Origin of the sequence: Pseudomonas putida W15Oct28 (assembly GCF_000708715.2) — a bacterium.
GTDB classification, from domain to species: Bacteria; Pseudomonadota; Gammaproteobacteria; order Pseudomonadales; family Pseudomonadaceae; genus Aquipseudomonas; species Aquipseudomonas putida_R.
The window spans coordinates 33,666-51,609 of sequence record NZ_JENB01000007.1 but is presented as its reverse complement, the minus strand read 5'-3'; the positions used below and the strand labels follow the sequence as shown (position 1 = coordinate 51,609).

The following is a 17,944-nucleotide window of genomic DNA, read 5'->3' as shown; positions in this document are numbered from 1 at the left end:
AATGGCTGTCGCAAATCGTGTGCCTGATGTCGGTGGATTCACGCGGCGAAGGGCACTGGCCGCGGGCTGGGGCCGGGCGCATAGTCACTGTTCGACAACAACAAGGCAGAGGCGGCCATGACCAAGACCCTGCATCACCGTGCCTGTCACCTGTGCGAAGCCATCTGCGGGCTGAACATCGAAGTCAGCCATGAGGACGACGGGCGGGCGCTGATCAGTTCGATCAAGGGCGACCCCCAGGACCCGTTCAGCCGAGGCCACGTCTGCCCCAAGGCCGTGGCCCTGCAAGACATCCAGAACGACCCTGACCGCCTGCGCCAGCCCCACAAGCGGGTAGGTGAGCGCTGGCAGGCCATCGGCTGGGACGAGGCCTTTGCCCTGGCCGCCGAAAAGCTGTGGGCTGTCCAGCAGGCTCACGGGCGCAATGCCGTGGCGGTGTACCAGGGCAACCCGAGCGTGCACAACTACGGCTTGATGACCCACAGCAACTACTTCCTCGGCCTGCTCAAGACACGCAACCGTTTCTCGGCCACCTCGGTGGACCAGCTGCCGCAGCACCTGGTCAGCCACCTGATGTATGGCCATGGCCTGCTGTTGCCGATTCCTGACATCGACCAGACCGACTTCATGCTGATTCTTGGCGGCAACCCGCTGGCCTCCAACGGCAGCATCATGACCGTGCCAGATGTGGAAAAGCGCCTGAAGGCCCTGCGTGGCCGGGGCGGGCGCCTGGTGGTAGTGGACCCTCGGCGCAGCGAAACGGCTGCCATGGCCGACACCCATTTGTTCATCCGCCCGGGTGGGGATGCGGCCTTGTTGTGCGGCTTGCTCAACACTTTGTTCGAGGAGGGGCTGGCGCAGGGTTCGCACTTGCCGGTCAACGGCCTGCAGCAGGTGCGCGAAGCGCTTGCACCGCTCAACGCCGAAGCCATGAGCACGCACTGCGGTATTGCCGCACCGCAGATCCGCCAGCTGGCGCGAGACTTCGCCGCAGCAGGCAGGGCCGTGTGCTATGGCCGCATGGGCGTTTCCACCCAAGCCTTCGGTACCCTCTGCCACTGGCTGGTGCAACTGATCAACCTGGTAACCGGCAACCTCGACCGTGAAGGTGGCGCGTTGTGCACCGAGCCTGCTGTCGACCTGGTGGCCACCACCTCCGGCGGCCATTTCAACGCCTGGCAGAGCCGGGTGTCGGGCTTGCCCGAGTACGGCGGGGAGCTGCCCGTGGTGGCCCTGGCCGAAGAGATGCTGACACCTGGCGAAGGGCAGGTACGCGCCTTGGTGACAGTGGCCGGCAACCCGGTGCTGTCCACGCCTAACGGTCGCCAGCTGGATGCGGCACTGGAAGGCCTGGCGTTCATGCTCAGCATCGACCTCTACATCAATGAAACCACCCGGCATGCCGACCTGATCCTGCCTTCCACCACAGCGCTGGAAAACGACCACTACGACAGCACCTTCAACTTGCTGGCCGTGCGCAACGTCACCCGCTTCAACCGGGCGATCCTGGCCAAGCCGGATGGGGCGCTGCACGACTGGGAAATCTTCGTCGGCCTGGCCCAGGCGTTTGCCAGGCGTGCCGAGCTTGAATTGAAACCGACCTGGACACCTGCGCAGATGATCGATCTGGCCTTGCGCAAGGGGCGCTATGGCGAAGCAACGCCCTGGCGGCTTTGCGTGGCAACACTGGACGATCATCCGCACGGCCTTGACCTCGGGCCTTTACGCAGCAACCTCACTGCGCGCCTGGCGACTGCCAGCAAGGCTGTCGAAGCGGCACCCCAGGTGTTGCTGGACGACCTTCACCGCCTGACGCAACTGGCACCGCCCGTGCCGGGTGAGCTGCTGCTGATCGGTCGCCGCCATGTGCGCAGCAACAACTCATGGATGCACAATTTCCACCGCCTGGTGAAAGGCAAGCCTCGCCATCAGCTGTTGATGCACCCGCAAGACTTGCAACAGCGACAATTGCAGGACGGCCAGCGGGTGCGTATCCGCTCGCGCACGGGGGACCTCGAAGTCGAGGTGCAAGCCTGCGAGGACATGATGCCCGGTGTGGTCAGCCTGCCCCATGGCTTCGGTCACGGTCGTCAGGGCGTGCACATGCAGATCGCCCACGCGCAGCCCGGGGTGAGCGCCAATGACCTGACCGACGAGCGCTTGCGGGACCAGGTTTCCGGCAACGCTGCGCTCAATGGCGTACCCGTGCAGGTGGAGGCCGCGTAAGGAACAGCAAGGCCGAGCACGCTGCTCGGCTTTCCGTTACAATGCGCCACCGTGCCGACAACAGCGTCGCAAAGTTAAGCCGAGGTGCTACATGGATATCATCGAAACGATCAAAGAGCAGATTGCCAACAACACCATTCTGCTTTACATGAAAGGCTCGCCGAATGCCCCGCAATGCGGGTTCTCGGCCAAGGCATCGCAAGCTGTGATGGGTTGTGGCGAGAAGTTCGCCTACGTCGACATCCTGCAGAACCCGGAAATCCGTGCCAACCTGCCAAAATATGCCAACTGGCCGACCTTCCCGCAGCTGTGGGTAGCCGGTGAGTTGGTTGGCGGTAGCGATATCATGCTGGAAATGTTCGAAAACGGCGAGCTGCAGACCCTGATCAAGGACGCTGCTGCCAAAGCCAAGGCTTCCGAAGCCTGAGCTTCCGGCAAGCATAAAAAAACCCGCTGATCGCGGGTTTTTTTATGTGGCGAATAATTACTCTTCGCCCATCTGCGACTGCAGGTAGTTTTCGATAGTGATCTTGTCGATCAGCCCCAGTTGGGTTTCCAGCCAGTCGATGTGCTCTTCCTCGGACTCGAGGATGTCTTCGAGCATGTCACGCGAGCCGAAGTCGCCAGCGGTTTCGCAATGAGCGATGGCTGCCTTCAGGTCCACCAGGCCTTTCTTTTCGAGCTTCAGGTCGCACTCGAGCATTTCCTTGGTGTGCTCGCCGATCATCAGCTTGCCCAGGTCCTGAACGTTAGGGATGCCTTCGAGGAAGAGAATACGCTTGATCAGCTTGTCAGCGTGCTTCATCTCGTCGATGGATTCCTTGTACTCGTGCTTGCCGAGTTTGTTCAGGCCCCAATCTTCGTACATGCGTGCGTGCAGGAAGTACTGGTTGATCGCGACCAGCTCGTTTCCGAGGATCTTGTTGAGATGCTGGATGACGCTTACGTCGCCTTTCATTACGGGTTCCTGCCCTGTAGAAGTGTGCCAATACAGTGAAGTTTGAGCCCGATACTTAGGAGTGTCAAACCTAAGTTGTTGAATAATAAGTGAAAATTAATAGGAATAAGAATGTTTGTGAACCGCGTTGGAGCGCTAACTTATTGAATTTAAGGCATAAAAAAACCGGACACAGGTCCGGTTCTTTGAAATATGGGCTTTCAGGCAGCTGTAAATTCCACGGGGTAGGGCAGGGCGGCCTGGCTGACCTGAAGCTCGGTCAGGGTCTCACGGACCACTTCCTTGGCCAGACAGGCGCATTTGCCACACTGGCTTGCGACATTGGTCGCGGCTCGCACTTCCTTGTAACTGCAGCATCCTTCATAGATCGCATCGCGGATCTGTCCGTCGGTGACGCCGACACAAAGACACACATACATAAGGGCTGACCATCGCGGGTTGAGTCGATGGATTGGAGCTTAATGTTAATGAGAATGCTTGTCAAAGTGCTTTCTGAAAAGGCTGTGCTTGAGCGACCGGTGGTTGCCTGCTGATGGATTCGGCCTGTCATCAGAAGCCGTGTATGATGGTCGGCCTTTGTTGGATGTCGGGCAAGCCCGTCTGGCCCGGCAAACGGTTTTTCACCCTCATCAGGAGATTACAATGAGCGTACTCGTTGGTAAGAAAGCCCCCGATTTCACCGTTCCTGCCGTGCTGGGCAATGGCGAGATCGTCGACAGCTTCAACCTGGCTTCGGCCATCAAGGGCAAGTACGGCCTGGTGTTCTTCTACCCGCTGGACTTCACCTTCGTCTGCCCGTCCGAGCTGATCGCCCTGGACAACCGCATCCCGGACTTCCAGTCGCGCAACGTGGAAGTGATCGGCGTGTCGATCGACTCGCACTTCACCCACAACGCCTGGCGTAACACCCCGGTGAACAACGGTGGCATCGGTCAGGTCAAGTACACCCTGGCTGCCGACATCACCCACGAAATCTGCAAAGCCTACGACGTCGAGTCCGAAGGCGGCGTGGCCTTCCGTGGCGCCTTCCTGATCGACACCAACGGTGTTGTCCGTTCGCAGATCGTCAACGACCTGCCACTGGGCCGTAACATGGACGAGCTGCTGCGCCTGGTTGACGCCCTGCAGTTCCACGAAGAGCACGGCGAAGTCTGCCCTGCCAACTGGAAAAAAGGCGACAAAGGCATGAACGCTTCGCCAGAAGGCGTTGCTGCCTACCTGAGCGAGAACGCCGGCAAGCTGTAAATTGCCGCTCGCATAAAAAAACCGGCCTTCATGGCCGGTTTTTTTGTGCCGTTCTGTGCCGGCCTCTTCGCGGGCCCGCCCGCTCCCACAGGTTCTCTGCATGCCTGAAGGCAAAGGTGAACGTGTGGGAGCGGGCATGCCCGCGAATACTTTTGCAGATCAATCGTTGAAATCGCGCCAGCCGCCCATCTCTTTCCAGCGGTTGACGATGCCGCAGAACAGCTCGGCCGTCTTCTCGGTGTCATAACGCGCCGAATGTGCCTCACGCCCGTCGAAGTCGATGTCTGCGCTCTGGCAGGCACGCGCAAGCACGGTCTGGCCATACGCCAGGCCCGCGAGGGTCGCGGTGTCGAAGCTCGAGAACGGGTGGAACGGGTTGCGCTTCAGGTCGTTGCGCGCCACCGCCGCATTGAGGAAGCCCAGGTCGAAGCTGCTGTTGTGGCCGACCAGGATCGCCCGCTTGCAGCCATTGGCCTTGAGTGCCTTGCGTACGCCGCGGAAGATGTCGGTCAGCGCGCTTTCCTCGCTCACGGCCATGCGCAGCGGGTGGTCCAGCTTGATGCCGGTGAACTCCAGCGCGGCGGCTTCGATATTGGCGCCCTCGAACGGCTCCACCCGATGGAAGTAGGTGTGCTCGGGGAACAGGAAACCTTTCTCGTCCATGCCGATCGTGACGGCGGCAATTTCCAGCAGGGCATCGGTGGCACTGTTGAAACCACCTGTCTCGACATCCACCACTACCGGCAGGTAGCCGCGGAAGCGTTCGGCCATCGGGTGGCGCGAACCGCTGCTGCCCTGGGTGTCCATGTCGTCTTCGTAGAGTTCTTCGCTCACGCGTTTTCCTCCAGCAGGCGCCAGCGCAGTTTTTCACCGGCGCGCAGCGGAATTACGGTCTGCTCGCCAAACGGCAGGCTGTCAGGGGCGGTCCATTCTTCACGCACCAGGGTAATGGTGTCGGTGTTCGCCGGCAGGCCGTAGAAGGCCGGACCGTGCAGGCTGGCAAAGCCTTCCAGCTTGTCCAGTGCGTTACGCTGCTCGAACGCCTCGGCGTACATCTCGATGGCCGCATAGGCGGTGTAGCAACCGGCGCACCCGCAGGCGTTTTCCTTGGCGTGACGGGCGTGCGGCGCCGAGTCGGTGCCCAGGAAGAACTTCGGGTTACCGCTGGTGGCCGCGTCCAGCAGCGCCACCTGGTGGGTGTTGCGCTTGAGGATCGGCAGGCAGTAGAAGTGCGGGCGAATGCCGCCAACCAGCATGTGGTTGCGGTTGTACAGCAGGTGCTGCGCGGTGATGGTCGCGCCGACGTTGGCCGAAGCCTCGGTGACGAACTGCGCGGCATCGCTGGTGGTGATGTGCTCGAACACCACTTTCAACGTCGGGAACCGCTCGACCAGGCGACGCATGTGCTCGTCGATGAAGCGCTTCTCGCGGTCGAACACGTCGATCTCGCTACGGGTCACTTCGCCGTGCACCAGCAGTGGCAGGCCGACGTCCGCCAGCGCCTCGATGGCCGGGAAGATGTTGTCGATGCTGGTCACGCCTGAATCGGAGTTGGTGGTGGCGCCAGCCGGGTACAGTTTGGCGGCGTACACGATACCGCTGGCCTTGGCCGCGCGAATGTCTTCGGGGCTGGTGCGGTCGGTGAGGTACAGCACCATCAGCGGCTCGAAGCGGCTGCCGGCAGGGCGGGCGGCCAGGATACGCTCACGGTAGGCGCTGGCCTCGTCGGCATTACGCACCGGAGGAACCAGGTTGGGCATGATGATGGCACGGGCAAAGGTGCGCGCCACGTCGCCCACGGTGTGGGGCAGGACGGCACCATCGCGCAGATGGATGTGCCAGTCGTCGGGGCGCAGGAGGGTCAGGCGATCGGACATTGGGGATTCCAGGCGGGTCGAACTCAAGCCCCAATGCTACCGGAAAACCCTGGGGCGAGCACGGCTATCAAGTTTTCCGGCAGGCGTCCGATAGCCTGCAGGTAAGCCGTCAGAATTTGTGGAGCCGCCCGTGCGCCAGCGTTACCTAACCCTGTTGACCCTGTTCGCCAGCCTGCCGGCCGGCGCACTGACTTTCCAGACGCGCATGGAGAACATTGCCTGGAAGGTCGAGGGTGACCAGTTCGAGTGTCGTCTGATCCAGCCAATAGAAGGTTTTGGCAGCGGCGAGTTCGTGCGCCGGGCAGGTGAGCAGCCGGTGTTCCAGCTGCGTTCGGACAGCAACGTACTGGGTGCAGGTACAGCCAGCCTGCTGGCGGCAGCGGCGCCGTGGCAGCCTGGGCGGGGTGATATCAACCTGGGCAGCGTGCGCATGGCCCGCACCGGTGTGCTGTTCAGTTCCTCCCAAGGCCAGGCCAGCCGCCTGATCAACGGCTTGCTCGACGGGCGCAGCACCGTGGTACGCAACTACACCGGTGAGGCCGGCAGGCCGATGGAAGTGCGCGTGCTGCCGGTCAGCTTCGCCAAGGCCTACGGCGACTACCAGGCCTGTGCCAGCAAGCTGCTGCCGATGAATTACGATCAGGTGCGACAGACCCAGGTGGGCTTCCCGGGGGGCGGCACCGATCTGGACGCGTCGGCGCGTGCACGGCTGGATGTGATCCTCGATTACATGAAGGCCGACCCGACGGTGAACCACATCGAGCTCGACGGCCACTCCGACAACAGTGGCAACCGCCTGACCAATCGTGACCTGTCGCGTCGTCGCGCGCTGGCGGTGGCTGACTACTTCAAGGCCCATGGCGTGGCGGAAGACCAGATCATCGTGCGCTTCCATGGTGAGCAGTATCCGCTAGTGAAGAACAACAGTGCTGCCAACCGGGCGCGTAATCGGCGGGTGAATATCGAGCTGGACCAGATTACGGTGGTTGTGAAACCGGTGGAAAAACCGGTTGAGCCAGCGGCGCCTGCCGCTCCGGCCCCAGCCCCCGCCAGCCCGGCTGCTGCCGCGCCGGGGGCGAAGGCGCCCTGAGATCCGTGTGGCCCTGGGTGCTAAAAATGTTGAGGCATGTACCCGTCGCCCTTCCGACAGTTCCTGTCGCTTTGTCGTCAGAAGCTGTCGCCCCACTGTAAATTTATCCGCAAGGCCGTTAGAATCGATGCCTTTCCGTACAACCCCGTGGAGTGATGGCATGGCGGACGTAAAAAAGGTCGTACTGGCGTATTCCGGCGGCCTTGATACTTCGGTGATTCTCAAGTGGCTGCAGGATACCTACAACTGCGAAGTGGTGACCTTCACCGCTGACCTGGGTCAGGGCGAAGAGGTCGAGCCGGCCCGTGCCAAGGCCCAGGCAATGGGTGTTAAAGAGATCTACATCGACGACCTGCGCGAAGAATTCGTGCGTGATTTCGTGTTCCCGATGTTCCGCGCCAACACCGTCTACGAAGGCGAGTACCTGCTGGGTACTTCCATCGCCCGCCCGCTGATCGCCAAGCGCCTGATCGAAATCGCCAACGAAACCGGCGCTGACGCCATTTCCCATGGCGCCACCGGCAAAGGCAACGACCAGGTGCGTTTCGAGCTGGGTGCCTACGCCCTGAAACCAGGCGTCAAAGTCATCGCCCCGTGGCGTGAGTGGGACCTGCTGTCCCGCGAAAAACTGATGGACTACGCCGAGCAGCACGGCATCCCGATCGAGCGCCACGGCAAGAAGAAGTCGCCGTACTCGATGGACGCCAACCTGCTGCACATTTCCTACGAAGGCGGTGTCCTGGAAGATACCTGGACCGAGCACGAAGAAGACATGTGGAAATGGAGCGTCTCGCCTGAGAACGCCCCGGACCAGGCGACCTACATCGAGCTGACCTACCGTAACGGTGACATCGTTGCCATCGACGGCGTCGACAAGACTCCGGCCACCGTCCTGGCCGACCTGAACCGTATCGGCGGTGCCAACGGCATCGGCCGCCTGGACATCGTCGAGAACCGTTACGTCGGCATGAAGTCGCGTGGCTGCTACGAAACCCCAGGCGGCACCATCATGCTCAAGGCCCACCGTGCCATCGAGTCGATCACCCTGGACCGCGAAGTCGCTCACCTGAAGGATGAGCTGATGCCGAAGTACGCCAGCCTGATCTACACCGGCTACTGGTGGAGCCCGGAGCGTCTGATGCTGCAACAGATGATCGACGCCTCGCAGGTCAACGTGAATGGTGTGGTCCGCCTGAAGCTGTACAAGGGCAACGTGACCGTGGTCGGCCGCCAGTCGGACGACTCGCTGTTCGATGCCAACATCGCCACCTTCGAGGAAGATGGCGGCGCCTACAACCAGGCAGACGCGGCCGGCTTCATCAAGCTGAACGCACTGCGCATGCGCATTGCTGCCAACAAGGGCCGTTCGCTGCTCTGATTGCTGGCACGTGTCGTAGAAACCCCGGCTCAGGCCGGGGTTTTTTTATGGGCGCAGAAAAGTCCGGGTGTTCAGCGCTCGTCGTTCACTACGTTGTCCTCAAGTGCGCTGATCGACAGCTGCGCACATTGACGCCTGTCCAGATTGCAAAAGCGCCAGGTGCGCGCTGGCTTGGGGGGGTGGGCAAGTGCTGACAGGAGTTGCTGTTCCAGCATGCGGTTGGCGTCGGGGCCGGAAAACATGAATGTGACTGGCTCACCTTTGGCCGTTTCGCGGGCATCGTTGGTCATGGCAGGAGTGGTCACGTTGTTCGGTATCGGCGTGTTGTCATCCGCCGTTCTGCCAGGTGATGGGCCGTAGAACGACTTGTAGTTGAAATTAAGCGTGAGGAAGAACAGTGCGGTGAGAAAGAACGGGAAGCCCACCAGAAACCAGGTGTAGAGTTTTTGGCTGGATTCGCTGAGAAACGGAAGTGTCGCAAGGGCGGAGGCTTCGATAATCCCCGCGAAGATGGCAATGATCGTCAGCGGGGCGATAGGTTGTGCTTGAGTCATTTGGGCCGTCTCCAGCGGTTTTGCCCATCTATACCTGAGCGTTGGGCTCAACTAAAGACTGGACTGATTTCCTGGCGAGGAATAATCGGCAGATAGCCTGGCCACCTTGATTTTTCACGTTGTTTGAATTGGATCTTTCCTCAAGTGGGTGTCAGTTTTCAACTGGTGTGAACTTGCAGTCGGGTGATACCGTCAGTTTGGTAATAAAGAAGTTAGTTGTTACAACTGCAGCAGTTATTTGTAGGAAATTTCTGTAAGTACTGTAAGTTTCATCTGCTCATGAGTTTCGCTGGCAATTCGCCGCGCCATCGGGCGCCCTGTCGGTTATCGTGGCGTGCCAAAGCAAAAATAATGAATCAATGGATATCGCATGAATAAAGTGCTTATCGTGGATGATCATCCGGTCATACGCCTGGCCGTGCGCATGCTGATGGAGCGGCATGGGTATGACGTGGTGGCGGAAACCGACAACGGGGTGGCTGCACTGCAACTCACACGGCAACACCTGCCGGATATCGTGGTGCTCGATATTGGCATCCCCAGGCTTGATGGCCTGGAGGTGATCGCGCGCATGGCGACGTTCAGCCCAGGCAGCAAAGTGCTGGTGCTGACGTCGCAGGCCCCCGGCAACTTCTCGATGCGCTGCATGCAGGCGGGGGCATCGGGTTACGTGTGCAAGCAGCAGGAACTGACCGAGCTGCTGAGCGCCATCAAGGCCGTGTTGTCAGGATACAGCTACTTCCCCAACCAGGCCTTGCATGCGTCGCGCGGTAGGGGAGGGGGTAGCGAGACGGATATGGTCAACCGTCTTTCGGCGCGCGAGATGACCGTGTTGCAGCAGCTGGCGCGGGGGCGCTCGAACAAGGAAATTGCCGACAGCATGTTCCTCAGCAACAAGACGGTCAGTACCTACAAGTCCCGGCTATTGCTCAAGCTCAATGCGCGGTCGCTGGTTGACCTGATCGAACTGGCGCAGCGGCAAGGTCTGAACTGACTGCCAGGCCGCAAAGCCTCCCGTCAGGAGGCTTTGCCAGGGCTCCAGAGCAGCGCTACAGGTCGTAGTCGAAATCGGCCAGCTGCTTTTGCAGGCGCCGTTCTTCCAGCATGTTGTCGATGGTGCGGCGTTTGCTCAGGTTGGTCTTTGCGGTTTCCACCTGTGGTTCCGCTTCATCTTCTGTGGCAACAAAATCATCTTCGATCGACAGGTCGTCTTTATCGGTGCTCATGAGTCGCTCCAAGCCAAGGGGCCATTGGCCGTCCTTATAACCAGAAAGCAGACGCTGGTAAAAAAGATTTTTTCAATCGCCGCCAGTGGTTTTGAGCTATCGGCTCAATCGTCGCTGGTCTTGTGCTTGTATTCGCACAAGTCTTCGATGCGGCAACTGCCACACCTTGGCTTGCGTGCCTGGCACACATAGCGCCCGTGCAGGATCAACCAGTGATGGGCGTCGAGCAGGTAATCCTTGGGCACGAACTTGACCAGCTTCTTCTCCACCTCCAGCACCGTCTTGCCTGGCGCAATGCCCGTGCGGTTGCTGACCCGGAAGATATGGGTATCCACCGCCATGGTCGGTTGGCGGAATGCAGTGTTAAGCACCACGTTGGCAGTCTTGCGGCCCACGCCGGGCAGTGCCTCCAGCGCTTCGCGGGTTTGCGGTACCTGGCTGCCGTGCTGCTCTATGAGCAGCCGGCAGGCTTCGATGACGTTCTTGGCCTTGCTGTTGTAAAGCCCGATGGTCTTGATGTATTCGCTCAGGCCTGCAACGCCCAGGGCATGGATGGCCTCGGGGGTGTTGGCGACGGGGAACAGGCGGGCGGTGGCCTTGTTGACGCCGACGTCGGTGGATTGCGCAGACAACGTCACGGCGACCAGCAGTTCGAACGGGGTGGTGTAGGCCAGTTCTGTCTTGGGGTCGGGGTTGTCTTCGTGCAGCCTGCGAAAGATCTCCAGGCGTTTGGCGGCATTCATGAAATCAGAGCTTTCCTTGACGACGTGGGTGGGCGGGGCCCGGACGCAGACGATTGTACAAGGCCAGCAGCAGTCCGAGCAGTAGCAGCGCGCCGGGGGCCAGGCTGGCCAGGTGCAGGCCGGTCAGCTCGGCCAACCCTTGGCGACTGGCGCCGAGCAGCAGGCAGACGGCAAGCACAGCGCCAAGGTGCCTGGCGAGCAGGCGCCAGCGGCCCTGGCGGGGAAGCAGGTGGTCGTAAGCCAGGCATGGCAGGCACAGCAGTGCGGGATAGTGGCCCAGGGCAATGGCCAGTGGCAGCAGCCACGCACGCAGGGCCAGCTGCAGGCAGCTTGCCAGGGCGGCCAACAGCAGCAGGCTTGCCAGCACGTATGCCCAGCTGGCCAGCCGCTGGCGCAAGGGTGCCAGCAACACCTGGTGCAGGCTGCTCATCACGATCGCGCACACGCCGATGGCGGCGCCCTCGCGCAGCGTCCCGGTGGCGCCCAGTACGGGCACGAGGCTTGCTGCCAGCCAGTAGACGCTATTCATGCGGGGTCCCCTCCAGCAGCATGCCGCGCTGCTCATCGAAGTAGCTCAGGGCCTCCTGCAATGCTGTGATCACCGCCCGTGAGGTCACGGTTGCGCCGGCCAGTTGGTCAAAGTCGCCCTGGTCCCGCTTCAGCGCCCAGTGGTCGCCCAGCCGACGGTTGGCAAACTGCCCCAACCAGTGCACCTGCGGGTCTCCCAGGCGTGCGCCCAACCCCGGGCTTTCCTGTTGCTCGACCACTTGGCTGCCGATCAGCCGGCCGTCTGTAGCGATGGCAATGCTCAGCACGATCGGCCCGGCATAGCCTTGGGCCTGGGTGATCAGGATGATTGCGGTTGGCTCACCTGCCTGCGTGGCCCGGTAAGCCGCCAGGATACGACTGTTTGGCCGCTGGGCGGCGGGCCTTGGCAAGGGGGTGTCCAGTGGCTGGTTGTCGTAACTGTCTTCAGGCAGCACCGCCAGTCGCTGTCGGCTTTGCAGTTGCTTCTCGGCGCTGGCAATGGCAGTACTGGTCCATTGTCGCCATGTCAGCGTGGCAGACACAGCCAGTGCCCCGGTCAGCAACAGCAGGCCTGCATCACGCGCCAGGCGGTTCATCGGGTGGCCTGCTGACGCTGCTGGGCCAGGCGCTCAAGGCTCGGTGCCACGAGGTTCATCAGCAGGATGGCGAATGCCGTGCCATCCGGGTAGCTGCCCCAGGTGCGAATCAGGTAGATCAGCAGCCCGGCTCCCAGGCCGAAGCACAGCCTGGCCCACTCATTTTTGGGGCCGGAGACGGGCTCGGTGGCAATGAAGAACGCCGCCAGCATGGTCGACCCGGAGAACAGGTGCAGCAAGGGTGAACCGTTGGAATCCGACCCCGAACCGTTCCAGCCCAACAGGCTGAAAACGAATAGCCCTGCCAGCAAGCCCGCAGGCGCATGCCAGCTGATCACCTTGCGCTGCAGCAGGAACAGGCCGCCAAGCAGGAACGCCAGGTTGGCCCATTCGCTGCCCCTGCCGCCAATACTGCCGAACCCCGGGTGACTGGCGAACAGCTCGTCAATGGTGAGGCTGCGGTTGTGGCGCAGGCCGTCCAGCAGCGTAGGCCGGGCCCAGGCATCGATGTGTTCGCCACCCGCAAACACCTGCTGCAGGCTGTCCAGCAGGCCAGGTGCAGGCCCTGGCCAATGGTTCATCTGCAACGGAAAGCTCAGCAATACGAAGGCATAGCCGACCATCGCCGGGTTGAACAGGTTGCGTCCGACACCGCCAAAGGCCTGCTTGCCGATGCCGATGGCAACGCTGGTGGCGACCACAGGCAACCACCAGGGGGCCAGGGTGGGCAGGGCACATGCCAGCAAGACGGCGGTGACCAGTGCGCTGCCATCGCTCAGCGCCGGCTTCGGCGGTTGCCCGCGCATCACCAGCAGCAGGGTTTCGCCCAGCAAGGCGGCACTGGCGCAGAGCAACAGGTTCACCAGCAACCCCCAGCCGTGCAGCCACAGCAGTGTCAGCAGGCCAGGTATGCAGGCCAGCAAGACCAGGCCCATGCTGGTACGTAGCCGCGGGTCGGGGCTGGTATTCATTGTGCAAACAATCCATTGAAACCGGAAAACGCCATGGCCATTACCCCGGCACCGATCAGTTCGATGGGCAGGCCGCGCAGCACGCCGGGGATATCGGCATGGGCACTGCGCTGGCGCAGGTCGGCGAACAAGACCAGCGCCAGCCAGAAGCCTACACCGGCCAGCAAGGCTTGCAGCAGCGTGGCTGGCCAGGTGCTGTCGTCGCTGGCCTGCTGAAGCGCCAGCCCCAGCGCTGCGGCATTGCTCAAGAGCAGGGCTGGCAAGCCCGTTACGGGCCAGGCGGGGCGCCATTTGGCCAGCAGCCACGGCACACCCCAGGCAAGCAATGCCAGCCAGGGCAATAGCACGAACAGGGCAAGGTCGTGGCTGTGCAACGGGGTAAGCACCCCTCGCATCACCATCTGGGCACCGACCACGCCCAGCGCAATGCACAGCGCGCAGGCCAGTCCGTGCACATGCAGGTGCAACCTGGGGGCTGACGGTTGTAGCAGGCACAGGTGATTGACCAGCGCGGCGCTGATCAGGACCAGGATGTAGTCGCTCATGAGATGACGATAGCCGGGAATCAGGGTGATTGTCCGGCAAGCAAGGCGCAGAAGGAACTGCCCCGGCACGAGGGCCGGGGCAGGGGCGTTACTTGATGCGCTGGCCTGGCTTGGCGCCGCTGTCCGGGCTCAGCAGGTAGATTTCTTCACCGCCAGGGCCGGCGGCCATGACCATGCCCTCGGACACGCCAAAGCGCATCTTCCGTGGCTTGAGGTTGGCAACCATCATGGTCAGGCGGCCTTCCAGCTTGGACGGGTCGGGGTAAGCCGACTTGATGCCGGAGAACACGTTGCGGCGCTCGTCACCGATATCCAGGGTCAGTTGCAGTAGTTTGTCTGCACCCGCTACGGCTTCGGCCTTGACGATCAGTGCCACGCGCAGGTCAACGGCAGCAAAGGTGTCGAACTCGATTTCTGCCGACAGCGGGTCCTTGGTCAGCTCGCCGTTGCCGGCCGGGGCCTTGGCTTCGGCGGCCAGCAGGTCTTCCTTGCTGGCTGCGACCATGGCTTCGACCTTGGCCGGCTCGATGCGGCTCATCAGTGCCTTGAACGGGTTCAACTGGTGGTTTTCCAGGCGCGACTGGTGGTCGTGCCAGGCCAGCGGGGCAACGTTGAGGAACGCCTCGGCGTCGGCAGCCAGCACGGGCAGCACGGGCTTGAGGAAGATCACCAACTGACGGAACAGGTTGATGCCCTGGGCGCAGATGGCCTGCACTTCATCCTGCTTGCCTTCCTGCTTGGCCAGCGACCACGGTGCCTTGTCGGCGATCCAGGCGTTGGCGCGGTCGGCCAGCCCCATGATCTCGCGCATGGCACGGCCGAAGTCGCGGCCTTCGTAGGCTTCGGCAATCGACGGGGCAGCGGCCAGGAAGGCCTCGGTCAGCTCTGGGGCGGCATCGCCTGCCACCATCACGCCTTCATTGCCTTTGTGGATGAACCCGGCGCAGCGGCTGGCGATGTTGACCACCTTGCCCACCAGGTCGGAGTTGACCTTCTGCACGAAGTCTTCCAGGTTCAGGTCCAGGTCGTCGACGCCACGGCCCAGCTTGGCCGCGTAGTAGTAACGCAGGTATTCCGGCTGCAGGTGGTCAAGGTAGGTGCGGGCCTTGATGAAGGTGCCGCGCGACTTGGACATCTTGGCGCCGTTGACGGTCAGGTAGCCGTGCACGTTGACCGCGGTCGGCTTACGGAAGCCGGCGCCTTCGAGCATGGCGGGCCAGAACAGGGCGTGGAAGTTGACGATGTCCTTGCCGATGAAGTGGTACAGCTCGGCCTTGGAGTCTTGCTTCCAGAAGGCGTCGAAGTCCAGCTCCGGGCGGCGTGCGCACAGGTTCTTGAAGCTGGCCATGTAGCCGATTGGCGCGTCCAGCCACACGTAGAAGTACTTGCCCGGTTCGCCCGGGATCTCGAAGCCGAAGTATGGAGCGTCTCGGGAGATATCCCACTCCTGCAGGCCGGAATCCAGCCATTCGGCCAGCTTGTTGGCCACCGCGTCCTGCAGGGTGCCGCTGCGGGTCCACTGCTGCAGCATGGCCTGGAAGTCTGGCAGCTTGAAGAAGAAGTGCTGCGAATCACGCAGTACCGGGGTGGCACCGGAAATCGCCGACTTTGGGTTCTTCAGCTCGGTGGGCGCGTAGGTGGCGCCGCATTTTTCACAGTTGTCGCCGTACTGGTCTTCGGCCGCGCACTTGGGGCAGGTGCCCTTGATGAAGCGGTCGGCCAGGAACATGCCCTTTTCCGGGTCGAAGTACTGGGTCACCGAACGGGTGGCGATGTGCCCGGCTTCACGCAGGCGCGTGTAGATCATGCTCGACAGTTCGCGGTTTTCTTCGCTGTGGGTGGAGTGGAAGTTGTCGAACTCCACCAGGAAGTCGGCGAAGTCGCCGCTGTGCTCGGCCTGGACGTTGGCGATCAGCTGTTCCGGCGTGATGCCTTCCTTTTCGGCACGCAGCATGATGGCCGAGCCGTGGGCGTCGTCGGCGCAGACGTAGATGCACTGGTTGCCGCGCATTTTCTGGAAGCGAACCCACATGTCTGTCTGGATGTACTCGAGCATATGGCCTAGATGGATCGATCCATTGGCATATGGCAGGGCGCTGGTGACGAGAATCTGACGTGGCTCGGACATGGTGGCTCGGCTACTTATCTGGCTACGGGGTAAAAATGAGGGTGATCGGCCACTATAAAGGGCTGGCGAAGATATTTCACCCTGCAAGCGTATCTGCTGACGATTGACGGGTTAGGATAGGCGCCTGTTTTACATTAAGTTTGCCAATGGGAGTCTCCATGAGTGCCGTCACCCGTGCCGCCGTCGAAGGCGTGCTTCGCCAGTACACCGACCCCTACCTGAACCAGGACCCGGTCAGCGCCGGTTGCGTGCGCACCATCGATATCCAGGGCGGTCAGGTCAGCGTGCAGCTGCAGTTGGGCTATGCCGCCGGGCTGTTCAAGAACGGCTGGGCCCAGGTGCTGCAGACCGCCATCGGCAACCTCGAAGGCGTCAGCAGCGCCCAGGTGTCGATCGATTGCCAGGTGGCCGCGCACAAGGCCCAGGCCCAGGTGCCGGCCATGGCCAACGTCAAGAACATCATCGCCGTGGCCTCGGGCAAGGGTGGGGTGGGCAAGTCGACCACCGCGGCCAACCTGGCCTTGGCCCTGGCCCGCGAAGGCGCGCGGGTGGGTATTCTCGATGCCGACATCTACGGCCCAAGCCAGGGTGTGATGTTTGGTATCGCTGAAGGCACCCGCCCTCAGATTCGTGAGCAGAAGTGGTTTGTGCCGATCAAGGCCCATGGTGTGGAAGTCATGTCCATGGCGTTCCTCACCGACGACAATACGCCGATGGTCTGGCGTGGCCCGATGGTCTCCGGTGCGCTGCTGCAACTGGTGACCCAGACCGCATGGGACGACCTGGATTACCTGGTGATCGACATGCCGCCGGGCACCGGTGATATCCAGCTGACGCTGGCGCAGAAAGTGCCGGTGGCCGGGTCTGTGATCGTCACCACCCCGCAGGACCTGGCGTTGCTGGATGCCAAGAAAGGCGTGGAGATGTTCCGCAAGGTCAACATCCCGGTGCTTGGCGTGGTCGAGAACATGGCCGTGCATATCTGTTCGAACTGCGGCCATGCCGAGCACCTGTTCGGTGAAGGCGGTGGCGAGAAGCTGGCGAGCCAGTATGGCGTCGACCTGCTGGCGTCGCTGCCGTTGTCGATGCTGATCCGCGAGCAGGCCGACAGCGGCAAGCCCACGGCGATTGCCGAGCCGGAAAGCCAGATTGCCATGGTCTACCAGGAACTGGCCCGCCAGGTGGGTGCGCGGATCGTACTGCAGGAAGCAGCGGCACCGGCGATGCCGAGCATTACCATCAGCGAAGACTGATCCGAGACCGAGTCGCCTGCTTCGCGGGCTTGCCCGCGCCCACAGGGACTGCACAGCACTTGAGGCCTGTGCAGGCCTTGTGGGAGCGGGCAGGCCCGCGAAGAGGCCAGCACCGACTTTCGGTCAGGCATAAAAAAACCCGCCAGAAGGCGGGTTTTTTTGAAAGCTAGGAAGTCAAAACGCCTTAGGCGAGTTGAACTTCTTCAGCCTGCATGCCTTTCTGGCCGCGGGTAGCGACGAAAGTAACAGCTTGGCCTTCTTTCAGGGTTTTGAAGCCGTCAGCTTGGATGGCTTTGAAGTGCACGAACAGATCGTCGCCCGACTGAGGGGTGATGAAGCCGTAGCCTTTCTCATCGTTGAACCACTTAACGGTACCGGATTGACGGTTGGACATTTTTCTGTCTCCTTGGACAAAGTAGATAACGGTCAGGAAAAACCCTGGCCGGGACTGAGTGCAAAGAGAGCAGAAAATTCAGCGATGGTGCGATCAGGATCGTGCATCAAACTAGAGATTCTCGGTGTCACGTGCAGCACAGTGGCGTCACCTTAACCCACTTTCCGCAACCTGCCAATGGTCTGAAGGTGCTTTAGGTAAATTCGGATCGACGGCGGCTGCAGCCGCCGCC

Annotated in this window: 20 protein-coding genes; 7 read left to right on the top strand and 13 right to left on the bottom strand. The window is 61.6% G+C overall.

Translation table 11 applies throughout. The features are described 5' to 3' along the window. Nucleotides 1-117: 117 nt before the first annotated feature. Together AK81_RS06360 and grxD are read left to right on the top strand one after the other, a co-directional pair. Entirely contained in the window at nt 118-2,226 is a 2,109-nt protein-coding gene (locus AK81_RS06360; RefSeq protein WP_043197603.1) for a molybdopterin-dependent oxidoreductase, read from the top strand. 91 nt (nt 2,227-2,317) lie between these two features. Further along, nucleotides 2,318-2,653 (top strand): Grx4 family monothiol glutaredoxin, encoded by a 336-nt coding sequence (gene grxD, locus AK81_RS06355; RefSeq protein WP_012313029.1) that lies wholly within the window; start codon nt 2,318-2,320, stop codon nt 2,651-2,653. A 57-nt stretch (nt 2,654-2,710) separates the two neighbouring features. Here the strand turns inward: grxD and bfr are convergent, their stop codons facing one another. Next, nucleotides 2,711-3,184 carry a bacterioferritin gene (gene bfr, locus AK81_RS06350; protein WP_019096555.1) on the bottom strand — a complete coding sequence of 158 codons (474 nt, stop codon included), beginning with the start codon at nt 3,182-3,184 and terminating at the stop codon, nt 2,711-2,713. A gap of 200 nt (nt 3,185-3,384) precedes the next feature. After that, nucleotides 3,385-3,603, bottom strand: a complete 219-nt coding sequence (locus AK81_RS06345) for a bacterioferritin-associated ferredoxin (protein WP_016488781.1) — start codon at nt 3,601-3,603, stop codon at nt 3,385-3,387. A 223-nt stretch (nt 3,604-3,826) separates the two neighbouring features. Between AK81_RS06345 and AK81_RS06340 the strand changes: the two genes are divergently transcribed. Continuing rightward, a complete protein-coding gene (locus AK81_RS06340; RefSeq protein ID WP_043197598.1) occupies nt 3,827-4,429 on the top strand; it encodes a peroxiredoxin in 603 nt (200 codons plus the stop codon). Between the two features lie 159 nt (nt 4,430-4,588). Here AK81_RS06340 and rnt read toward each other — a convergent pair whose 3' ends face one another. Further along, nucleotides 4,589-5,236, bottom strand: a complete 648-nt coding sequence (gene rnt, locus AK81_RS06335; RefSeq protein WP_217435874.1) for a ribonuclease T — start codon at nt 5,234-5,236, stop codon at nt 4,589-4,591. A 23-nt stretch (nt 5,237-5,259) separates the two neighbouring features. Continuing rightward, nucleotides 5,260-6,306, bottom strand: a complete 1,047-nt coding sequence (gene pyrC / locus AK81_RS06330) for a dihydroorotase (protein ID WP_043197596.1) — start codon at nt 6,304-6,306, stop codon at nt 5,260-5,262. Nucleotides 6,307-6,436: 130 nt separating this feature from the next. Here pyrC and AK81_RS06325 point away from each other — a divergent pair, with 130 nt between their 5' ends. Both AK81_RS06325 and AK81_RS06320 read left to right on the top strand, forming a co-directional pair. Continuing rightward, on the top strand, nt 6,437-7,396 hold the full coding sequence (locus AK81_RS06325; protein ID WP_043197595.1) for a flagellar protein MotY: 960 nt from the start codon (nt 6,437-6,439) through the stop codon (nt 7,394-7,396). 160 nt (nt 7,397-7,556) lie between these two features. Beyond that, nucleotides 7,557-8,774: an argininosuccinate synthase gene (locus tag AK81_RS06320; RefSeq protein WP_043197593.1), complete on the top strand. Its 1,218-nt coding sequence runs from the start codon at nt 7,557-7,559 to the stop codon at nt 8,772-8,774. A 71-nt stretch (nt 8,775-8,845) separates the two neighbouring features. On the opposite strand, the gene AK81_RS06315 is transcribed toward AK81_RS06320, so the two are convergent. Then, nucleotides 8,846-9,328 carry a hypothetical protein gene (locus AK81_RS06315; protein ID WP_043197591.1) on the bottom strand — a complete coding sequence of 161 codons (483 nt, stop codon included), beginning with the start codon at nt 9,326-9,328 and terminating at the stop codon, nt 8,846-8,848. 370 nt (nt 9,329-9,698) lie between these two features. Here AK81_RS06315 and AK81_RS06310 point away from each other — a divergent pair, with 370 nt between their 5' ends. Further along, nucleotides 9,699-10,322, top strand: a complete 624-nt coding sequence (locus AK81_RS06310; protein WP_016488774.1) for a response regulator transcription factor — start codon at nt 9,699-9,701, stop codon at nt 10,320-10,322. Nucleotides 10,323-10,377: 55 nt separating this feature from the next. On the opposite strand, the gene AK81_RS30205 is transcribed toward AK81_RS06310, so the two are convergent. The 7 genes from AK81_RS30205 to metG all read right to left on the bottom strand — a co-directional run bounded on the left by AK81_RS30205 (nt 10,378) and on the right by metG (nt 16,065). Next, on the bottom strand, nt 10,378-10,554 hold the full coding sequence (locus AK81_RS30205; protein ID WP_043197588.1) for a PA3496 family putative envelope integrity protein: 177 nt from the start codon (nt 10,552-10,554) through the stop codon (nt 10,378-10,380). Between the two features lie 104 nt (nt 10,555-10,658). Beyond that, a complete protein-coding gene (gene nth, locus AK81_RS06305; RefSeq protein ID WP_043197587.1) occupies nt 10,659-11,297 on the bottom strand; it encodes an endonuclease III in 639 nt (212 codons plus the stop codon). 4 nt (nt 11,298-11,301) lie between these two features. Further along, on the bottom strand, nt 11,302-11,826 hold the full coding sequence (locus tag AK81_RS06300) for a hypothetical protein (RefSeq protein ID WP_043197585.1): 525 nt from the start codon (nt 11,824-11,826) through the stop codon (nt 11,302-11,304). After that, nucleotides 11,819-12,421, bottom strand: a complete 603-nt coding sequence (locus AK81_RS06295) for an RnfABCDGE type electron transport complex subunit G (RefSeq protein ID WP_043197584.1) — start codon at nt 12,419-12,421, stop codon at nt 11,819-11,821. The genes AK81_RS06300 and AK81_RS06295 overlap by 8 nt, the downstream gene beginning before the upstream one ends. After that, a complete protein-coding gene (locus tag AK81_RS06290; RefSeq protein ID WP_043197583.1) occupies nt 12,418-13,392 on the bottom strand; it encodes an RnfABCDGE type electron transport complex subunit D in 975 nt (324 codons plus the stop codon). The genes AK81_RS06295 and AK81_RS06290 overlap by 4 nt, the downstream gene beginning before the upstream one ends. Beyond that, nucleotides 13,389-13,937 (bottom strand): Rnf-Nqr domain containing protein, encoded by a 549-nt coding sequence (locus tag AK81_RS06285; protein ID WP_043197581.1) that lies wholly within the window; start codon nt 13,935-13,937, stop codon nt 13,389-13,391. Before AK81_RS06285 ends, AK81_RS06290 begins: the two co-directional genes overlap by 4 nt. A gap of 88 nt (nt 13,938-14,025) precedes the next feature. Beyond that, nucleotides 14,026-16,065, bottom strand: a complete 2,040-nt coding sequence (gene metG, locus AK81_RS06280; RefSeq protein WP_043197579.1) for a methionine--tRNA ligase — start codon at nt 16,063-16,065, stop codon at nt 14,026-14,028. A gap of 158 nt (nt 16,066-16,223) precedes the next feature. Here metG and apbC point away from each other — a divergent pair, with 158 nt between their 5' ends. Further along, nucleotides 16,224-17,318 (top strand): iron-sulfur cluster carrier protein ApbC, encoded by a 1,095-nt coding sequence (apbC, locus tag AK81_RS06275; RefSeq protein WP_043197578.1) that lies wholly within the window; start codon nt 16,224-16,226, stop codon nt 17,316-17,318. Between the two features lie 184 nt (nt 17,319-17,502). On the opposite strand, the gene AK81_RS06270 is transcribed toward apbC, so the two are convergent. Beyond that, a complete protein-coding gene (locus tag AK81_RS06270; RefSeq protein ID WP_043197576.1) occupies nt 17,503-17,712 on the bottom strand; it encodes a cold-shock protein in 210 nt (69 codons plus the stop codon). Between the last annotated feature and the right edge of the window lie 232 nt (nt 17,713-17,944).